Source organism: Psychrobacter sp. AntiMn-1 (assembly GCF_001854065.1).
GTDB lineage: Bacteria > Pseudomonadota > Gammaproteobacteria > Pseudomonadales > Moraxellaceae > Psychrobacter > Psychrobacter pacificensis.
Genome location: NZ_CP012969.1, coordinates 880,806 through 901,057, shown reverse-complemented (window position 1 = coordinate 901,057; position 20,252 = coordinate 880,806). Strand labels below are relative to the sequence as shown.

The window sequence follows — 20,252 nt, the reverse complement described above, 5'->3', positions numbered from 1 at the left end:
TCCCATGACTACCAATCAGTCATTACTTGAGCGCCGCAAAGCTGTTTTACCAACAGGACTTGGGGTTGCCTTTCCTATCTTTGCAGAAAAAGCAAAGAACTCAGAGATTTGGGACATCGAAGGCAAGCGTTATATCGACTTTGTCGGTGGTATCTCAGTATTGAACACCGGTCACAGCCATCCAAAAATCACTCAGCGTGTGCATGAGCAGCTCGACAAATTTACGCACACTGCGGCGCAAATGATCAACTATGAGTGCTATGTGGATTTGGCAGAAAAGCTGTGTGAAAAAGCACCGATCAGCGGTGATAAAAAAGCGTTCTTTTTGACTACTGGCGCAGAAGCGGTCGAAAACTGCATCAAGATTGCACGTGCTAAAACGGGGCGTCCAGGTGTGATCTCTTTTGTTGGTGGCTGGCATGGTCGCACCATGATGTGCATGAGCCTGACTGGTAAAGTACTGCCATACAAAAAGAACTTCGGCCCAATGCCAGGACCTGTGTTCCATGCATTGTTCCCTGCAGAAGAGTTGAATGTGACCGAAGAACAAGCGCTACATAGCCTTGATATGATCTTCCAAGCAGACATCGATCCGAGTGAAGTGGCAGCGATGATTGTTGAGCCAGTCCAAGGCGAGGGCGGTTTCCATCAGGTAACGCCATCATTTGCCAAAGCACTACGCGAGATCTGTGATGAGCATGGCATCGTGCTTATTTTTGACGAAGTACAGTGTGGTTTTGCTCGTACAGGTACGTTGTTCGCCACTGAACAGTTAGGCGTCGAGCCTGATTTGATGACTGCCGCGAAAAGCTTGGCGGGTGGTTATCCTATCTCTGCGGTCATCGGCCGTGCTGATATCATGGATGCGCCGCAAGTCGGCGGCTTAGGTGGCACTTACTCTGGTAACCCGCTCGCCTGTGTGGCTGCGCTTGCTGTCATGGAAGTGATCGAAGAAGAAAACTTACTGGAGCGTAGTATCGAGATTGGCGATACCATCGCGTCGTTCTTAAAAGGCTTGAACCTAAGCAGCATCGGTCATATCCGTCATAAAGGCGCGATGCTAGCGTTTGAATTGATTGATAGCGAAGGCAAACCTGATGCAGCAGCAGCAGCCAACCTAAAAGCAAAAGCATTTGAGCAAGGCTTGCTACTAGCGTCTTGTGGTATGTATGGCAATGCTATTCGTGTGATGGTGCCATTAACAGTTGAAGACGAGGTGCTACAAGAAGGTCTTGATATCATTAAAGATATCCTTGCAGCTTAATAGTTATCGAGTGTCATAAAATTTAGCGATGGATCGCTTCTAATCAAACATTGATTTTGATTGAAAAGTTATAGTGAAGATAACGGCAAGGTTGCCCTTATGACACTCACATGGAGTGTGATTTTAAACGGCGCCTTGCAAGTCAAGGCGCCGTTTTTGCTATGTGAATATCAAACAACGAGCAATCGGCTTTCTTTGGCGGAAACGATATACAGTAAATATGATGGGTATTACTCCATTAAATAGAAATAGTGTAACCATAAAAGGTTCACACGGATGACACACAGACAAGGAGTAGGTTATGTCTGAATTAAAGAAAACGTTAGGTGTGTTCGATATCATTGCGCTGGCATTCGGTGCGATGGTTGGTTGGGGCTGGGTCGTGCTGGCGGGTGGTTGGATTATCTCGGCAGGCATCTGGGGCGCAATCAGTGCATTCTTAATTGGCGGTCTTGTGGTGGTTTTGATTGGCGTGACCTATGCTGAATTGGCGGCATCTATGCCTATCACAGGAGGCGAGCACACGTATACACACCGTGCACTGGGGGTAAATATATCCTTTATCTGCTCATGGAGTATTTTATTTGGTTATTTTTCCGTCGTTGCTTTTGAGGCGGTGGCACTGCCAACCGTTGTCGAATATGTCATTCCCAATTATAGTCAAGGCTATCTTTGGAATGTCGCAGGCTGGGATGTTTATGCCACGTGGGTAGCTGTCGGTATGCTTGGCTCCATCATTGTCACCTGGCTCAATATACGCGGTATGGAAGTCAGTGCGTGGTTCCAAAAGTTGGCCGTCGTCGGTATTTTCTGCGTCGGTATCTTACTATTCGTTGGTGCGTTATTATTCAATCCTGAAACCTCCAACTCAGTACAAGCACCAAACTTTATCGGTGGTATGGGCGGTATCATGACGGTGATGGTGATGGTACCGTTTTTATTCGTGGGCTTCGATGTGATTCCACAAGCCGCAGAAGAAATCAACCTAACGCGTCCAAATATCGGCAAATTTTTGATTGTCTCTATTATCATTGCCGTGCTTTGGTACGTGGCTGTCGCTTGGAGTGTGGGCAAAACCCTGCCGCTATTGCAAGCACAAGATTCAACATTGGCAACCGCTGATGCGATGACCAATGCATGGAATGGCAAATGGGCAGGTACGCTGCTAGTTATCGGCGGTGTACTGGGTATTTTATCAAGCTGGAACGCGTTTCTTATTGGTGGCAGTCGCTTATTGTACGCCATGGGTAAAACGCACATGTTGCCACAGTTCTTGTGCAAGCTACATCCTAAATACAACACCCCAGTCAATGCGATCTTGTTGATCGGTGGCCTTGCCACACTAGCGCCATTATTTGGTCGCAAAATGCTCGTGTGGATTGTTGATGCAGGCGGCTTTGGTATCGTTATCGCTTATACTTGTGTTGCATTGTCATTTTTAGTGCTACGCTACCGTGAGCCTAATATGATACGTCCATTTAGAGTACCAGCAGGTAAATTGGTTGGTGTCATCACAATCATACTCAGCCTTGGTATGTTGGCGCTTTATCTGCCAGGTATGCCGTCGGCATTGGTTCCTATCGAGTGGTGGATTTTCCTTGGCTGGACGGTTCTTGGCGGCGCAATGTATGGCTATGCGTCAATGAAAAACCCTGGTAAGAGTAAAGAGATTATGGATCATGAGCTGCATGAGCTCAAAATCATTAATCAACAATGGTTAAAAGAAAATCCATATAAATAATAGTCTCATTTTAGTCAGTTAACTACCTTAAAAAGCCTAACGTCAAACGTTAGGCTTTTTTAGTGCATACAATCAAGTGCTTATACGATTAAGACTTATCACGGATAAGCTTATAGTTTAAGAACTCAGTGATACCAAGCGTACCAAGCTCGCGACCAAATCCTGAACGTTTAACGCCGCCAAATGGGGTATTGGCTTCGGTACCAGACGGCGCGTTGATAGTGACCATGCCCACTTCTAATTTATCAGCAATATCAGCAGCTAGGGCAGCATCTTGCGTTTGGATAGAAGCACCAAGACCAAAAGGCACATCATTAGCAATCTTGATAGCGTGATCGACATCACGAGCCTTGTAGACGACAGCGACAGGACCAAACAACTCTTCACGGTAGACATCCATTGATTCAGTGACATCTGTTAGTACCGCAGGTTTGAACCATGCACCAGGCTTGTCCTTGACTAGGCCGCCCTCGACTAGGACCGTCGCGCCTGCTTCAACGGCACTATCTAACTGCGCTTGCAGATTGACCGCGGCAGCCTTTGAAGACATTGGGCCGATAAAGGTTTTTTCATCAAGAGGATCGGCCAATGTCATACCACGTACAGCATCAGTAAAGCCCTCAACGAACTTGTCATAGACAGACTCAAGCACGATTAGGCGTTTGGCGGCGTTACAGGCTTGGCCGGCATTACCAAAACGACCAGAGATCGCGCCTTTTACGGCTTTTTTGATATCCGCATCAGCTGCAACGATAAAGGCATCGGAGCCGCCAAGCTCCAACACGACTTTTTTGAGTGCGCCGCCTGCTTCTTTGGCAACGGCTTGTCCAGCGCGCTCAGAGCCAGTGAGTGAGATACCTTGTACACGCTTGTCATGAATAATAGTCGCTGCCTGCTCGTTGGTGGCAAAGATATTGTTATAAACACCTTCAGGTACGACGACCTCTTTGAACATATCAGCGATAACTTCTGCAGTCTTAGGGCATTGAGGCGCGTGCTTTAAGATAATAGTATTACCTGCCATAAAGTTTGGCGCGACAAAACGTGCCACTTGATAATGCGGATAATTCCACGGCATGATACCGAGTAGAACGCCAACAGGACGTTTTTCTACCGAAGCTGATCCTGAATCAACGTCAATGGTATTCGGCGCGAGTAGCTGCTCAGCATTGTCTGCATAGTAACGATAGATCTCAGCGACCAGACCGATTTCACCCTTTGCTTGTGCAACGGGTTTACCCATCTCACCCGCCACAATACGAGCCAGCTCGTCTTGACGTTCCAGATAGCTATCGGCAATTTTATGCAGTAGTGCACTGCGCTCACTCAATGAGACTTGACGCCAGTCTTGATAGGCGTTGTCAGCCTGCTCGATGACTTGCTGGATATCTTGTTCAGTGGCGGTAGGGTAAGTGGCTTCTAGTTCGCCAGTGGCTGGATTGTTGATTTGATAATCGCTCATACTTTTTCCTTATTTTTAGCGTGTTTTTGGGTTTAAAATCCATTTTTGTGTTTATGCTTATACTTTCAGTTGCTGCTATGCTTTCATTCGCTAATAAGTGCGATTTATTATGGTTCATTGTAATACAATGAATATTACCGCCGCCATGGACAATCTCTTTTGTGCGTACTCCCACTACTTGATGCTGAGTAAAGATTTTTTCAAAGTGCACATACACCAATGACTTATTAGGCTCGTGTTCTGTAACTTTAAACTGAATACTCATCTTAATACAGATTGAAAATGCCACTTCCATTGCTGGAAATGGCATTTTTTTGCTTAATATATCTCATCATGACTGAGATTGGCTCCTGCACAGATAGAGGTAGGCAGTCAGCTTATGACTTTTGATCAGCGTCAGGTGCTTCTGATTTGATATCTACTTTTGTTGTTTCTTCTACTTTTATTTCATCTTCTATTTCTGGCGATTCCGCTTTGCTTGCTTTTTCTTTGATCAATTTGACTTTTGGGCGTTTGGGGATGGGTTCGACATGTTTGACCGCCGCACCAAAGGCAGGTTTATAGGTTTTTTTAAGGTTTCTTTTGATTCTTCGTACGGCGAGCGCATCGGCCTCAGCCTGTTCTTCTGCCAGCGCAGTATCGTACAATCCTTGGTATACCGCGATTGTCTTTTCGATCATCTCACGCATGGTGAATTTGTTGGTCATCTCAGGTCGCGTCACACTTTCTAATTGATTGCGCACCGCTTTACATAACGAGTTGGCATTGTGTTCTTTTACCAAACCTTGCGGATAGAGCGGTTGTAAGATTTCGCTAAAGGCGGCTTTATCCCAGCCAATGACAGGTGTGCCCAAATGAATCGCTTGCAGGGCATTAATGCCGATCGATTCTGGTTCATTGGCAAGTGCCATAACGATATTGGCCGCTGAGAGCCATTCACGCATGTCATTACGCTTGCTACCCACATAAGTAATGCGCTCAGCCAACCCCAGACTGTGAGTACGTTGACGAAAGTCTTCATGAGCGACATCACCATCTTTATCATCATCGTCCATAATGATGACATGAATATTGGGAAATTGCTCTTGTAGATTGCCCAAGATATCAATCAGCCATTCTTGACCATACTCATTGCCAATGACCGTTGGAAATACGAGCCACTTCTTATGCTCAAGCTCAGGATATTCCGCAAAGGTATGACGCAACCAATAGACCGATGGATTGTGCCGATAAGGATAGCGCCGAGTATCAATGCCGCGGTAGATACGCGTGATGACTTTGGGATCGGCTTCCTCGCGGCGCAGTCTTCTTGTTAGATATTGGGTGACGCTATCAGAGACCGTTATAATTGTATCGACATTGAGCAATGCTTGAGAGTATTTATTGATAGGATAAAACCCATACATGGTCGAGACCAGCTTTGGGAAACGCTTGACCCGCGCTCGGCGCAATGCTAAATGCAATATCCATGCAGGGGTGCGCGAATGTACATGAATGACATCAGGCTCATACTTCTCAATCAAATGCCGTAGTGCTGAAACTTGCAGCAATGACAGCCACGATTTTTTGTTCATGTGGACTTGATGATAGTGATTGCCATCACGCTTGAGCCGTCTGACCAAGTCATTGCTCTCATCAGCGCTAGAAACAATGATCGAGGTATGCCCGTTTTTGACCAGTGCGCGCCCAAGATGAAAAATACCGCGCTCGGATTCATCATGCTTCAAAGACGACAGTAGGCGCATCACTTTCATAATAACATAGGTCACAGGTTAGGAGGATCAAGCTGCTATTGTCAGTTAAAAGCGCATAAAACTCAACCATCAAGATAAAAAGATGGCGTCAGATATGTGGCTTTCCAGCAGATATGAGCATAATTTTCTTGGCTCAAAACTACTCAAATGTATTTAGCGGCGTTTTTGTAGATGCTCAGCGTTGGGCAATACTTGTTTTTCGCTTAAGTATTTCCAATATCGCTGCGGTAGATATTGCCTGTGTAGCTTGGGATTTTTGCGCTCCTTGATATTGACGTTGGTAAAGTAGCCTTGCCAAAACTTTTGATAACGCTGCTCATCAGGGCTATGAATGCTGGCAGGATTGCGTAGTACCGCATCATCAAGGTCGGTGATGGTTTGTAGCGGCGCGGGACGAGTAGGCGTGCTATTACTTTTATCATAATAAATGCCGTAGCCGCGTGTCAGATCATAAATCGCCCAGTGCTGATCTTGATAACGCTGACGAAAATGCTCCCCAATCAGTGGCAATACATTAAAATCAGGCTCGACCCGTGCAAAATAAATATCATCGGTCGTGTGCTCAAAACGTACAAAGGCCTCCATGCGATGTTTTTCACGGCCGACGGATTTGACCGTCTGTACCAGCTCTAACACATCCAAGTGACCAAGATCTTGCATGATATTTCGGCTAGGGTAGTCAATGGCATACTTAACCACACGGAATAAAGTCGTGCCGATATCGTCCTTTTCTGATAAAAACCCCCACAAGATATTGCGCATACCTGAGCGACCAAGCAAGCTATTTAGTTTAACCAATACGCGCTCTGCGTTGTCTGCATCCGTTGCGACGCTAATCGCTTGCGCAATCAAGGAGGGTATATAACAGTCTTGAGCGGTGAGTTTGAGTGAGGCGTCTTCTTGCAATCGATTGGCATAGACATAAAACACCGCGCTGAGCCAGCCCTCAAAGCTTGGCTCATACAGCACAATGCTGGGCGTTAACTGACCGATAGTATAATTGTCGTTTTGCACAAGTGCTGACATGGTTTATCCTGAAACGATGTGAAATGTATTTTGGCTCGCCATAAAATGTATGTAAGTATTGTCAAATGCTACTGGGGGATATTTTTCTTGCGTGCTGTTCGCATCGCGTGACAGAGGCTGCAAAAAAGAGTCCTGTCCCCTGCTTTTTATCGTTGGGGCTGATGCTAAAATTGCCCCATACTGCGTTACAAATCTCGCTAAGGCATCTGCATTATCGTCGCTTTGTGCCTTGTCTGGAACAGTTTTAGCGATCAGCAGTGCCTATTTGCGAATGTTCAACACGCCCTAGATTGATTTATATTTATGACAATGCCAAATTTAAAACAACGCTAGCTGTCCGCTACGTTGATCTTTAAACTTGGTCTGCGTTTGCGCCAGTACATACTGACGGAAGTTATCGCGTGTCAAATGGGCAAGGTGCTCGTTTTTGCCAGTGGTTGCGATAAAATACTTGGCACGGTTGACCGCGGCTCCCATCTTTTTTAGATGATAGAGCGTCAACTGGTTAAATTTGCGCGCTTTGACGATTTTTTTGGCCGTCTTGGTACCGATGCCAGGGATACGCACGATCATCTCATAAGTCGCTGTCTGAATATTGACGGGGAAATGCTCGCGATGGCGTATCGCCCACGCCAGTTTTGGGTCACAGTCTAAGTCCAAAAATGGCGATTCTGGCTCGACAATTTCATGCGCACCAAACCCATAAAAACGCATTAACCAATCTGCTTGATATAGACGGTTCTCGCGCACCATCGGCACAGGGGTCCCAATCGCTGGCAAGCGATTATCAGAGAGCATCGGTACATAACCTGAGTAATAGACACGCTTGAGATCGTAGGTTTTGTAAAAGTGACTCGATAGCTGAATCACTTGCAGATCCGTCTCGTTACTTGCACCGACGATCATTTGACTGGTCTGACCCGCGGGCGTAAATTTAGGCGCTTTTTTGTGGGTTTTGCGACTCTCACGGATAGTTATAATCTCTTCTTTAACCGTTTCCATCGGTGCTTTTAGCTCATCATGTGACTTCTCAGGCGCAAGCAATGCGAGCCCTGACTTAGTCGGAATTTCGATGTTGACGCTCAGACGGTCTGCATATAGTCCTGCCTCTAGCAATAGCTCTTTTGAAGCGCCAGGAATAGTTTTTAGATGAATATAACCGTTAAAACGCTCGCGAGTACGCAGGAGCTTGGCAACTTCGACCAGTCGCTCCATCGTATAGTCGCCACTTTTGAATATACCAGAGCTGAGAAATAGCCCCTCAATATAGTTGCGGCGATAAAACTGCATGGTCAAATCAACCACTTCTTCAACCGTAAAAGCAGCGCGCGGCGTGTCGTTGCTTTTACGTGAAGTACAATACGCGCAATCATAGATGCAATGGTTGGTCAAAAGAATTTTTAGCAGACTGACGCAGCGACCATCTTCGGTATAGCTGTGACAGATACCGGTTGCTGAGGCATCGCCTAGAGCGCCGCCTTGGTTTTTGCGAGTACCAGCGGAGGAGGAGCAAGAGACATCATACTTGGCAGCGTCAGCCAAGATATTGAGCTTGCCCTGTAATCTTTCATAATTGATGTTTGCCATAAGTCGGTTGTTACCAATTAATTAACGAGTAACCATTTTACCAAAATATGTATTAAGTCATTGTATTTATAAGAAAATTTAAAAAATAACACGACAGATAGTGTCGTATCCATCAAGAGGTTGTGAGCGAGCATACATGCTACTCGATATGACATACATTAAAAAAGGCCTTGAATATTCAAGACCCTTTGCAACATGATACTGTTAAAGATACGTATTTTGTAGTGAGTGCATTATTTATTGAACCTTGGCACGTATCACGACGGTTTGATTACCATTGGCATTAAGATTTGCTAAGTTCCATTTCAGGCCAGAGTAGTTTTCTTGCACAACAACGGTATTGCCAACTTGCTGAATGGTTTTATAAGTGTCGCCGCCAGTGGTGGCAAACGTTGGTAATGGGCTATTTAACGATACCAGCTGGACGCCGCTTGGCAATGAAACCATAGCATTGATGTCATTAACTGGCTGTGCCGTGGTGTTGGTGTATGTGGTGTGATACTCAATGATATCACCAGGGGCGATATGGTTGGCAGGCACCGCAACTTCACGTCCAGCACTATTCTTCATGATTTTCATGACCTTGGTGTTTGCATTGACGACACCCGGCGTGCTAAAAGTCGGGGTCAATTGCAAGGTATCTAACGTGGTCGTCGTGATTTGATTGCTCACAGATGGATGGATAGATGGCTGGTTAGTGATGACGGTTGTCGCTGGGGCATTCATCACAGGTAATGGAGTAGCGGTAGTGACAGGCAGGGCTTGTGTCACAGTGCTAACTGGCGCCGTGACGACGTCTACCTTGGTGACGCTATTGGTCACTCGATTGGTTACAGGTACGCTTGTGACAGTCGTGCTGCCTTGAACCACAGGAGATTGGCGAACGACATAGCGCGGCACAGTCGTCACTTTTGTCACGGCATAAGGCATGCCATCTTGCATGGTGATACCGTTAGGTGTCGCAGTAATAGTGGCTGTTTTGCCATCAGAGTATTGTTCAACTACCGTCGTGCTACCACCAGCAGATGAGCTAATCGCAATCTCAGGATCGGCATGGGCTGAGGATGCAAGCACCATACCTGCGAGCATTGCAGATACCGTGGTGGTTAGTGCTGATGGTGTATAAGATTTCATGGTCATAATAGACTCCTTAACAGTATCAATAAAAAAAAGCAGCAATAAGTAAAACAGCAATAATTAACGTCTAAACAAGCAAAACCCCCGCTAAATGACACCAAAAAGTATGCCAAATAACGAGGGTATCAGTACTGACGATAGTCGGTGTCTATAATCAGACCATCATTATTTTGAGTAAAAGTGCTTCAGTATAAATTTACATCGATATTATGTGGGTAATATCACCTAATATAAAAATTACGATGCACTAAAAACTCAAATAATTATGTGCCAAAACAAATCGTGTATAAAAGCTGCATTGTGTAACCGAAACGGTATAAATGCTATCAATACGTAATGTTGCTTATATTCATGTTATTGGGTAGCGAATAGCCAGCCGTATCTGTCACTGTCAAACATGTTTGCTATTTAAGAGAACTAGTATTTAAAGAGCTATTATTCAAAGCGCCTTTCATCCAGCCTTGAAAGCATCACGCCTACGGATGACCAGAAATAGTGAGTCTTATTAGTCGTAGATAACTTTCATCACTTCGTATTCCACCACGCCCTTTGGCGTTTCGATACGTACTTCATCGCCTTCAAACTTACCGATGAGGCCACGAGCGATCGGTGAGTTAACTGAGATTTTGCCAGCCTTGAAATCGGCTTCATCATCGCCGACGATTTTGTACTGTTTTTCTTCTTCAGTGTCCATGTTTTCGATTATGACGCTGACGCCAAACACGACACGACCTTCTTTTGGCAATGTTGAAGGATCGATGATTTGTGCGCCGCCAAGCTTGGCTTCGATATCACGAATACGCGCTTCGCAAAAGCCTTGTTGCTCACGGGCAGCGTGGTATTCAGCGTTTTCTTTTAAATCGCCGTGCTCGCGGGCTTCAGCAATCGATGCGGTGATGCGTGGACGGTCGACACTTTTTAACTGTTTTAATTCAGCTTCTAAAGCTGCATGTCCTTGCGGAGTCATGGGATAACGTTGCATGTTTTTTCCTTAAACCAATAACACCACACCATCTCATAAGGAGATGGTGCCAGTGTTGTTGCAATGAGTATGAAATATAAAAAGAGCGGGGTTCAGATGGTGTCGTTAGTAAATAGGCTGTTGTGTGTTAGCACCTCTACTTTTAGCACCAAGCGCACTGAACCTTACGTAATAAAAAGCATAGTCGCAGTTCAGCCACTATGCTTTTGTAGGTTTGTCTCTTTCAAGATATTGTTTTTTTAACGTATGATTATCACAAAATAATCAATAACAAGTCTTGGCTAAGCTTTTATATAAGCTTAGCGGTTATGCTTAATCTACTGAAATTATTCAGCCGCGTCAATAGACTTTGCTTGCTCATGCAAATCTTGTAACTTATAGACATCAAACGGTAAGTCAATGGCATAAGATTTACAAACCGCATCGGCTGCGCCTAACGTCGTGACATAGAATACCTTGCCCTGTAGCGCACTACGGCGGATAGAGAACGAATCCTCTTGTGCCTGCTTGCCTTCGGTCGTATTGATAATCAGGTCAATTTTGCCGTTTTTCAAGGCATCAACGATGTGCGGGCGACCTTCAGTGACCTTGTTGATTTGCTGACTTTCGATACCAGCGTCGCTCAGTACTTTTTGCGTGCCAGTGGTTGATACGATATTAAAACCGAAATCTGCAAGCTGACGGGCGATTGGGGCGATTTGTCCTTTGTCGCTATCACGAACTGAGATAAAGACCGTCTTGGTCTCGCCTTCAGTAGGCAGACCCGGCAGACGCTCATTACTACCGATGATAGCTTTGTAAAATGCTTCACCAAAGGTTTTGCCCACGCCCATGACTTCGCCTGTTGATTTCATCTCAGGACTCAAGATGGGATCAACACCTGGGAACTTAGCAAATGGGAACACCGCTTCTTTGACCGCATAAAATGCTGGAACAATCTCAGTCGTAAAGCCTTGGTCTTTGAGCGAGGTGCCAGCCATACAGCGAGCCGCGACCTGAGCTAGCGAAGTACCGATACACTTAGAGACAAACGGTACGGTACGTGCAGCACGTGGGTTCACCTCCAAAATATATACGGTTTCGCCTTTGACCGCAAACTGAACATTCATCAGACCGACAACGCCAAGCTCTTTTGCCATAGCAATGGTTTGGGCGCGCATCACATCACATAGCTCATCAGACAATGAATATGGTGGTAGTGAACATGCTGAGTCACCTGAGTGGACACCTGCCTGTTCGATATGTTGCATGATACCGCCGATGACGACATCATTACCATCACATACGCAGTCGACATCGACTTCGATAGCGTCATCTAAGAAGCGATCAAGCAGGACAGGCGCTTCGTTTGAGGCTTGTACTGCGGTGCGCAGGTAATGTTTTAGCTCATCTTCGTTATAGACGATTTCCATCGCGCGGCCACCTAACACATAAGATGGACGTACCACCAATGGATAGCCCACGTCTTTTGCTTTAACCAAGCCATCTTCTAAGCTGGTTGCTAAAGCGTTCGATGGTTGTACAAGGTTTAGCTGCTGAATCATGTGTTGGAAGCGCTCACGGTCTTCAGCGCGGTCGATCGCATCAGGACTCGTACCGATGATTTTTACGCCCGCTGATTCTAGCGCACGCGCAAGTTTCAATGGCGTTTGGCCACCGAACTGCACAATCACACCGTCTGGGTTTTCGATACGGACGATTTCTAGCACGTCTTCTAATGTGATTGGCTCAAAGTACAGACGGTCGGAGGTGTCATAATCGGTTGAAACCGTTTCTGGGTTACAGTTGACCATAATGGTCTCATAGCCGTCTTCACGCATGGCAAGCGCTGCATGTACACAGCAATAATCAAACTCGATACCTTGACCGATACGGTTAGGGCCGCCACCGATGACCATGATTTTTTTCTTGTCAGTTGGATTGGCTTCACATTCGCTATCGTAGGTTGAGTACATATAAGCGGTGCTGGTCGCAAACTCTGCAGCACAGGTATCGACACGCTTATACACGGGATAGACGCCTAAATCCCAACGCTTTTTGCGTAGTTGCTTTTGTGAGATACCAAGCAATTTAGCCAAACGCAAATCTGACAAGCCTTTACGCTTAAAGCGACGTAGGTTGTTTTCGTTTAAGCCACCAAAGCCGAGTGATTTTACCGTCGCTTCAGTCTTAACGATGTCTTCGATTTGTACCAAGAACCACGGGTCAATCTTGGTGTAATTAAATACGTCATCAACGCTCATACCGACACGGAAGGCATCAGCAACGTAATAGATACGCTCAGGCGTTGGAATGGTTAAGCGGTTGATAATCTCACTACGAGCCTTCTCAGCACTGACTTTGGATAAATCAATTTGCTCATCGAAACCATCCGCGCCAGTTTCCATACCGCGTAATGCCTTTTGCATCGACTCTTGGAAGTTACGACCGATCGCCATCACTTCGCCAACCGATTTCATCTGAGTCGATAGGATGTTGTCCGCTTGTGGGAATTTTTCAAAGTTAAAACGAGGTATCTTGGTGACAACGTAATCAAGCGCAGGCTCAAAGCTGGCTGGCGTTTTGCCGCCTGTGATGTCATTTTGCAATTCATCTAACGTATAACCGATTGCCAGTTTTGCCGCGATTTTGGCAATCGGGAAGCCAGTCGCTTTTGAGGCGAGGGCAGACGAGCGTGATACACGTGGGTTCATCTCGATGACGACCATACGTCCCGTATCAGGGTTGATACCGAACTGGACGTTTGAGCCGCCTGTTTCGACACCGATCTCACGCAATACTGCTAATGACGCATTACGCATGATTTGGTATTCTTTATCGGTCAAGGTCTGCGCGGGTGCGACAGTGATTGAGTCGCCTGTATGTACGCCCATTGGGTCAAAGTTTTCGATGGCACAGATAATGATGCAGTTGTCGTTTTTGTCACGAACCACTTCCATCTCGTACTCTTTCCAACCGATGAGTGACTCATCGATGAGTAGCTGATGATTTGGTGATAAATCAAAGCCGCGCTCACAAATCTCGATGAACTCATCGCGGTTATAAGCGATACCGCCGCCCGAACCACCCATGGTGAATGAGGGACGAATGATACAGGGGTAGCCCATCTTTTCTTGCGTGGCAAAAGCTTCTTCCATCGTTTCAGCCGTTTCAGCGCGCGGACACTCAAGGCCGATACGTTTCATCGCCTTGTCGAATAAGTCGCGATCTTCTGCCATCTCAATTGAGTCTTTGGTGGCGCCAATTAGCTCGCAGTCGTACTTAGTCAGTACGCCATGCTTATCTAGATCTAGCGCACAGTTGAGCGCGGTCTGTCCGCCCATGGTTGGCAAGATTGCATCAGGACGCTCTTTGGCAATGATTTGCTCAACCGTCTGCCACGTGATCGGCTCGATATAGGTCGCATCTGCCATGACAGGGTCGGTCATGATGGTCGCAGGGTTTGAGTTGACCAAGATGACACGGTAGCCTTCCTCGCGTAGTGCTTTACACGCCTGTGCGCCTGAGTAGTCAAACTCACACGCTTGGCCGATAACGATGGGGCCTGCGCCAATGATAAGAATGCTTTTTATGTCGGTACGTTTTGGCATAGTTAGAGCTACCTTCGTTTGATGATATTTTAAGTAATCTTTATTTTTGATAACGCTTATGGCGTTTTATACTTACAATGCGTTGTTACAGTACTGCTCAAACCGCTTTTAGCGATTCAAGCATTGACTTATTATCAAGTTATAATGAATCGTTAAGCTTGAGCAGTTTTAGCCGCTTCCATCATCTCAGCAAACTTATCAAATAGCGGACCACAATCATGCGGGCCAGGGCTGGCCTCTGGGTGACCTTGGAAGCTAAATACTGGCTTGTTGGTCAGCTCGATGCCTTGGTTAGTACCATCGAATAATGAGCGATGCGTTGACTTAACGTTTTCTGGTAGCGTGTCTTCATCAACCGCAAAGCCATGGTTTTGACTGGTGATCATCACTGTGCCAGTCGCTAGATCTTGTACTGGATGGTTGGCACCATGGTGGCCCGTTTTCATTTTGATGGTATTGGCGCCGCTGGCAAGACCAATTAGCTGATGACCTAAGCAGATGCCAAACGTTGGTACGTCTGTTTCTTCAATAATGTGACGTACGGCGTCGATAGCGTAGTCACAGGCGGCAGGATCGCCAGGGCCATTTGATAAGAAGATACCGTCTGGGTTCATCGCGAGCACATCAGCAATAGGCGTTTGTGCTGGGACAACCGTCACATGGCAGCCGCGGTCGACGAGCATACGTAGGATATTGGTTTTGCTACCGAAGTCATAAGCGACGACGTTGAATTTGGCATCGATATGAGTGCCGAGCTGCTTAAAGAAGCCGCCAGTACCACTGTCATGGCTACCCGCCACGTCACGGTTGAGTAGGGTGTCTGATAGATCCCATGTGCCTGCTGTCCATTCAAAGCTTTCTGTCGTGCAGCATTCTTTTGCCAGATCCATGCCCTTTAGACCTGCAAAGCCTTGTGCCAGCTCAATCGCTTTTTGCTCATCTTCAACGCTGATCGTCTCACCGTTTGAGGCAGTCATGATACAACCGTTTTGTGCGCCTTTATCACGTAATAGGCGGGTCAACTGGCGTGTATCAATTTCAGCGATAGCGACGGTATTGTTACGCTGTAGATAGTCGCTAAGCGACTCAGAGTTGCGGAAGTTAGAAGTGGCCATAGTGGCGTCACGGATGATCAGACCGTCTGCCCATACTTTGTGACCGTTACCAGACTCGGTATCCTCGGCATTGGTGCCTGTATTACCGATATGCGGATATGTCAAGGTCACCAGCTGTCGCGCATAACTTGGATCGGTTAGAATTTCTTGATACCCTGTCATGGCGGTATTAAATACGACCTCACCAACACGATGACCTAGGCTGCCGATACTGACACCGCGAAAAATTGTACCGTCTGCTAGTGCCAAAATTGCTTGTGTTTCTACCGATGAATTCAAGGATTGCCTCCGCTGTTATTGGTGAGTGCCATCATGTTTTGTTGGTCTAAAATTGCTCCGTATCCTTTTATTTACGGCATTTGACTGTTGTCATATAGAAGTAATAAAAGGACGACACACAAAAATTTTCCACAAAAAAGCGAGAAGACATTATTGATGAAAACTACAAAACCCACTAGATAGTGAATAGGTAACTTGCATCATGTCCGCTCGCTTAGGCACAGATTTTGCGTATTATATACAAAATAGTAACTTATGGCTAGTATCAAGGGAAAACTGAGTGATTAAAACTGGTAGTGGATAGACAGCCCGTAATAGTCAGGCGCAAGATTGGTTGTGAGGAGAAGCTGATCGTTATAGCTTTTGGTCAAATACATACTACTGGCAACCCCTAGTGCTGCACCAGCAAATACATCAGCCACATCATGTTTTTCCGCTTTAACACGGCTATAACCCACAAAAGTTGCGCCAACATAAGCTGGAATACTATATTCTAATCCATAGCGTTTATGAATGAAGCTTGCGCCCTGAAATGCCAAAGAAGTATGTCCTGATGGGAAGGAGTCATTGTCGCTATGGTCAGGGCGCTCTTTATTAATGGTTGACTTCACAGCATAGGTCACGGCAAGATTGGTAGCAAATGATTGATAAAATTGCTGACGTCCCTCTTTATCATTCATATAATGCGTGCTGCCATAAGCAATGGCAGGTATGGCAACCGCAACAATGTCACCGGCTCTCTCCAAACTTGAGGTATCTTCAGCATAACTGGGCGCGGTGATGATCACACTACTTGCCAACAAGATAATAATAGGTACGTGTGTTTCGCGAAGCATGGATGCGTCCTTAGTAGGGTAGCGGTACTTGTTAGGGCAGGCGCTACGATAGCAAAATGAGAATGTTGGCCTTGCTAATTGTACTATAAAGTGGACATACGATAAGGTATTAAATGGGATTGTATACTGTAAAATATATTTTTTATGGCTATGGTCCAAAGGTCCAAAGTGAGATGCTTCTTTGACATGCGAATCAAATAAGCATAAAAATGATTGTGGTATAACCAATGACTTACTCCAAAATAACATTATCCTTACTAAGGAAAAACGATGATATTTAAATATTTAGACAAAACCCCTGAGTTTGCTGTACCGTTCAACGGTTGGATTGCTGACTCAGCACAAGTAATCGGTGATGTGTATTTGGGTCATCAGGCCAATGTTTGGTTTGGTGCGGTGATACGCGGCGATAACGATCGTATTCATATCGGCGACTATAGTAATGTGCAAGAAAATAGTGTGATTCACACTGATGCAGGTATCAAAGTGACTATCGGTGATTACGTGACTATTGGCCATCTAGCGATGCTGCATGGCTGTGAGATCGGTGATAACAGTCTGGTTGGTATCGGTGCGGTGGTACTCAATAATGTCAAAATAGGTAAAAACTGCCTGATAGGGGCGAAAGCTTTAATTACTGAAGGTCAGGTTATTCCTGATAACTCACTAGTGATGGGCGCACCTGCAAAAGTGGTCAAGACACTGACAGATGAGCAAGTAGCGATGTTGAAAATGTCAGCGCTGCATTATGCTGAGCGTTGTCAAAAATTCAAAACAGGTTTAACAGAAATAGCGATGCCTGATTAACTAAGCGCTTATTTTTAACGATGAAGCGGCAAAAAAGAGTCCTATCCTCTGCTTTTATCGTTAGGTCTGATGCTAAAATTGCCCCATACTGCGTTACAAATCTCGCTAAGGCATCTGCATTATCGTCGCTTTGTGCCTTGTCTGGAACCATTTTAGCGATCAGCAGTGCCTATTTGCGAATGTTCAACACGCCCTAAAAGATTCATATTTTTTCGCAACCAACGATAAGGTCTCACCATGCAGGCAAATCCAGCACAAAAACAACAAAAACAACTGGCGTTATTTGATTTAGATCATACCTTACTGGATGTCGATAGTGACTATCTGTGGGGTGAGTATATCGTCAAGCACGACCTTGTCGATGAGGCTGAGTACCGTACAGCCAACCAGAAGTTTTATAATGACTATATCGAAGGGACGTTAGATGCGACAGAGTACAATGAATTCGTCGCGCAGTTTTTGAGTAGTCTGCCGCTTGATAGACTTGATAAGCTAAGAGAAGACTATATCAAAAGTGAAATTGAGCCGCATATTCGCCCAAAAGCAATGGAAGCATTGTGCCAGCATATTGAGCAAGGGCACGATGTGGTGATTATTTCTGCAACCAACGATTTTGTGGTGTCCGCTATTGCCAAGCGCTTTGGCATTGAGTCAGCCAATGTATTGGCTACGCCGCTTGAGATCAAAGACAATCGTTATACGGGCAAGCTGACTGATAAACCAAACTTTCAGGCAGGCAAGATCTACCATTTAGATAAGTGGCTTGATAAGCAGCAAGCAGCGGGCATCACCTTTGAAAAAACCTATGCCTATTCAGACTCCAAAAACGACATTCCATTGCTAGAATGGGCGGATGTGGCGATCTGTGTGTCACCTGATGAGGCGCTACATGCTCATGCCTTGGCGCATCGCTGGGCCATAGAAGATTGGTCAATCTAGATTGCTTAATCTAGTAATAGTAGGAACAAGAATAATTAGACAACCATTTATGCTTAATCTCATTTAAAATAGCGCCAAATGCGTTATTTATTTTTTTAGAAAAACAGGAACACTTATGGAAATCAATCCGTATCAAGAACAGATTAAAGATTTATCCGAGCGCGGGCAGGATTTGCGGAGGTATCTTTGACTTCGATGGTAAGCAAGAACGCTTAGAAGAAGTCAATTTAGAGCTAGAAAACCCAGAGCTGTGGAATGATCCAGAGCGTGCCACCAAGATCAATAAAGAAAAAAGCCACCTTGATGGTGTCATCGATGTGGTGCTCTCTCTTGAAACCACGCTAGAAGATGCGTCTGCCATGCTAGAGTTGGCAGTAGAAGCAGAGGATGAGTCCTTGCTAGCTGACGTGCAAAGCGAGCTAGATGATGCTGAGCAGCGCGTGGCTGATCTAGAGTTCCGCCGTATGTTCAGCGGCGAGATGGATCCAAACAACTGCTACTTGGATATCCAGTCGGGCAGTGGCGGCACCGAAGCACAAGACTGGGCGGAGATGCTGCTGCGTATGTATACACGCTGGGCGGAAGCTCATGGCTTTAAGGTAGATGTGATTGAAGTGTCTGCTGGCAGTGTCGCGGGTATCAAGTCGGCCACCATTGAGATTAAAGGCGATTATGCGTTTGGTTGGCTGCGTACCGAGATTGGCGTCCATCGTTTGGTACGTAAGTCACCATTTGATAGCAACAATGGTCGTCATACCTCATTTGCGGCGGTGTTTGTCTCGCCTGAGATTGATGATAATGTCGAGATTGACATCAATCCTGCGGATTTGCGTATCGATACCTATCGCTCCTCAGGAGCGGGCGGTCAGCACGTCAACACGACAGATTCTGCGGTACGTATTACCCATGAGCCAAGTGGTGTGGTGGTGACTTGTCAGAATGAGCGTAGTCAGCACGGTAACAGAGCCACGGCAATGAAGATGCTGCGTGCTAAGCTCTATGAGCTTGAGATGCAAAAACGTATGGAAAAACAACAAGCGGTTGAAGACAATAAGTCTGATGTCGGCTGGGGCAGCCAGATTCGCTCATACGTGCTCGATGATTCTCGTATCAAGGATCTGCGTACCGGCGTTGAAACCTTCAACACGGGCGCGGTACTAGATGGCGACCTCGATCAGTTTATCGAAGCCAGTCTAAAAGCAGGTCTATAAAATAGAATTCAAATACCAACTAACATGTAATTAAGGAAGATTATGCCAAGCGTAAATAATTATTTTGATAATAAAGTCACTTCGATTGCCTTTCAAACAGCAACCAAGCCTGCAACGGTAGGTGTTATGGAAATTGGTGAGTATGAATTTGGCACCAGTGAGTTTGAGACCATGAGCGTGGTGAGCGGTGCATTGATGGTCAAGCTACCAGAGAGTGATGAATGGCAAACGTTTAATGCTGGCGAGCACTTCACCGTTGAAGCCAATCAAAAATTCCAAGTAAAAGTTGACGTCGAAACCGCTTATTTATGTGTATACGGTAAATAATCACTTTTATTGTAAAGTAGTATCAAAATAAAAAAAGCCAAGTATTTGATGCTTGGCTTTTTTTGTGGGCATGTCATTCTCTAGCTTACCCTTATCAAGCAGATTGCGCCACATCGTCTCCGTCGTGCTTGATGGCAAACTGGTTTCATAGAACGTGAGATAGTTTTGCCATAAGTGCGCCCAAAGATCATGATC

The 20,252-nt window shown here is 45.7% G+C and carries 16 protein-coding genes; 6 read left to right on the top strand and 10 right to left on the bottom strand.

Annotated elements, in window-relative coordinates; translation table 11 throughout:
* The first annotated feature begins 4 nt into the window (after positions 1-4).
* Positions 5-1,264 carry a 4-aminobutyrate--2-oxoglutarate transaminase gene (gabT, locus tag AOT82_RS03640; protein ID WP_071001855.1) on the top strand — a complete coding sequence of 420 codons (1,260 nt, stop codon included), beginning with the start codon at positions 5-7 and terminating at the stop codon, positions 1,262-1,264.
* A gap of 301 nt (positions 1,265-1,565) precedes the next feature.
* Entirely contained in the window at positions 1,566-3,005 is a 1,440-nt protein-coding gene (locus AOT82_RS03635; RefSeq protein ID WP_071001854.1) for an APC family permease, read from the top strand.
* A gap of 88 nt (positions 3,006-3,093) precedes the next feature.
* On the opposite strand, the gene AOT82_RS03630 is transcribed toward AOT82_RS03635, so the two are convergent.
* The 10 genes from AOT82_RS03630 to AOT82_RS03590 form a co-directional block, all read right to left on the bottom strand.
* Complete coding sequence (locus tag AOT82_RS03630; protein WP_071001853.1) at positions 3,094-4,467, bottom strand: NAD-dependent succinate-semialdehyde dehydrogenase; 1,374 nt, start codon at positions 4,465-4,467, stop codon at positions 3,094-3,096.
* Positions 4,400-4,732 (bottom strand): agmatine deiminase family protein, encoded by a 333-nt coding sequence (locus AOT82_RS14060; protein WP_227517199.1) that lies wholly within the window; start codon positions 4,730-4,732, stop codon positions 4,400-4,402. Before AOT82_RS14060 ends, AOT82_RS03630 begins: the two co-directional genes overlap by 68 nt.
* 112 nt (positions 4,733-4,844) lie before the next feature.
* Positions 4,845-6,221: a glycosyltransferase gene (locus AOT82_RS03625; RefSeq protein ID WP_083328834.1), complete on the bottom strand. Its 1,377-nt coding sequence runs from the start codon at positions 6,219-6,221 to the stop codon at positions 4,845-4,847.
* Between the two features lie 153 nt (positions 6,222-6,374).
* Entirely contained in the window at positions 6,375-7,247 is an 873-nt protein-coding gene (locus tag AOT82_RS03620) for a TIGR03915 family putative DNA repair protein (RefSeq protein WP_071001852.1), read from the bottom strand.
* 318 nt (positions 7,248-7,565) lie between these two features.
* Entirely contained in the window at positions 7,566-8,834 is a 1,269-nt protein-coding gene (locus tag AOT82_RS03615) for a putative DNA modification/repair radical SAM protein (protein WP_071001851.1), read from the bottom strand.
* Between the two features lie 237 nt (positions 8,835-9,071).
* Positions 9,072-9,974: a hypothetical protein gene (locus tag AOT82_RS03610; RefSeq protein WP_071001850.1), complete on the bottom strand. Its 903-nt coding sequence runs from the start codon at positions 9,972-9,974 to the stop codon at positions 9,072-9,074.
* 502 nt (positions 9,975-10,476) lie between these two features.
* A complete protein-coding gene (greA, locus tag AOT82_RS03605; RefSeq protein WP_071001849.1) occupies positions 10,477-10,953 on the bottom strand; it encodes a transcription elongation factor GreA in 477 nt (158 codons plus the stop codon).
* 326 nt (positions 10,954-11,279) lie between these two features.
* Positions 11,280-14,543 (bottom strand): carbamoyl-phosphate synthase large subunit, encoded by a 3,264-nt coding sequence (gene carB / locus AOT82_RS03600; RefSeq protein ID WP_071001848.1) that lies wholly within the window; start codon positions 14,541-14,543, stop codon positions 11,280-11,282.
* Between the two features lie 152 nt (positions 14,544-14,695).
* Entirely contained in the window at positions 14,696-15,937 is a 1,242-nt protein-coding gene (gene carA, locus AOT82_RS03595) for a glutamine-hydrolyzing carbamoyl-phosphate synthase small subunit (protein ID WP_071001847.1), read from the bottom strand.
* Between the two features lie 284 nt (positions 15,938-16,221).
* On the bottom strand, positions 16,222-16,773 hold the full coding sequence (locus tag AOT82_RS03590) for a phosphatase PAP2 family protein (RefSeq protein WP_071001846.1): 552 nt from the start codon (positions 16,771-16,773) through the stop codon (positions 16,222-16,224).
* 270 nt (positions 16,774-17,043) lie between these two features.
* Here AOT82_RS03590 and AOT82_RS03585 point away from each other — a divergent pair, with 270 nt between their 5' ends.
* From AOT82_RS03585 to ppnP, 4 genes are all read left to right on the top strand, one after another.
* On the top strand, positions 17,044-17,580 hold the full coding sequence (locus tag AOT82_RS03585) for a gamma carbonic anhydrase family protein (protein ID WP_071001845.1): 537 nt from the start codon (positions 17,044-17,046) through the stop codon (positions 17,578-17,580).
* 237 nt (positions 17,581-17,817) lie between these two features.
* Entirely contained in the window at positions 17,818-18,519 is a 702-nt protein-coding gene (locus AOT82_RS03580; protein WP_071001844.1) for an HAD family hydrolase, read from the top strand.
* A gap of 115 nt (positions 18,520-18,634) precedes the next feature.
* Positions 18,635-19,730, top strand: a protein-coding gene (gene prfB, locus AOT82_RS03575; RefSeq protein WP_156770966.1) for a peptide chain release factor 2 whose coding sequence is annotated in 2 segments (ribosomal slippage) — positions 18,635-18,706 and positions 18,708-19,730 — 1,095 coding nt in all. Because the reading frame shifts where the segments join, the coding sequence is not laid out codon by codon here.
* A gap of 42 nt (positions 19,731-19,772) precedes the next feature.
* The gene (gene ppnP / locus AOT82_RS03570) at positions 19,773-20,057 is read left to right on the top strand and encodes a pyrimidine/purine nucleoside phosphorylase (RefSeq protein ID WP_071001842.1); all 285 of its coding nucleotides are present in this window, start codon (positions 19,773-19,775) and stop codon (positions 20,055-20,057) included.
* The last annotated feature ends 195 nt before the right edge of the window (positions 20,058-20,252 follow it).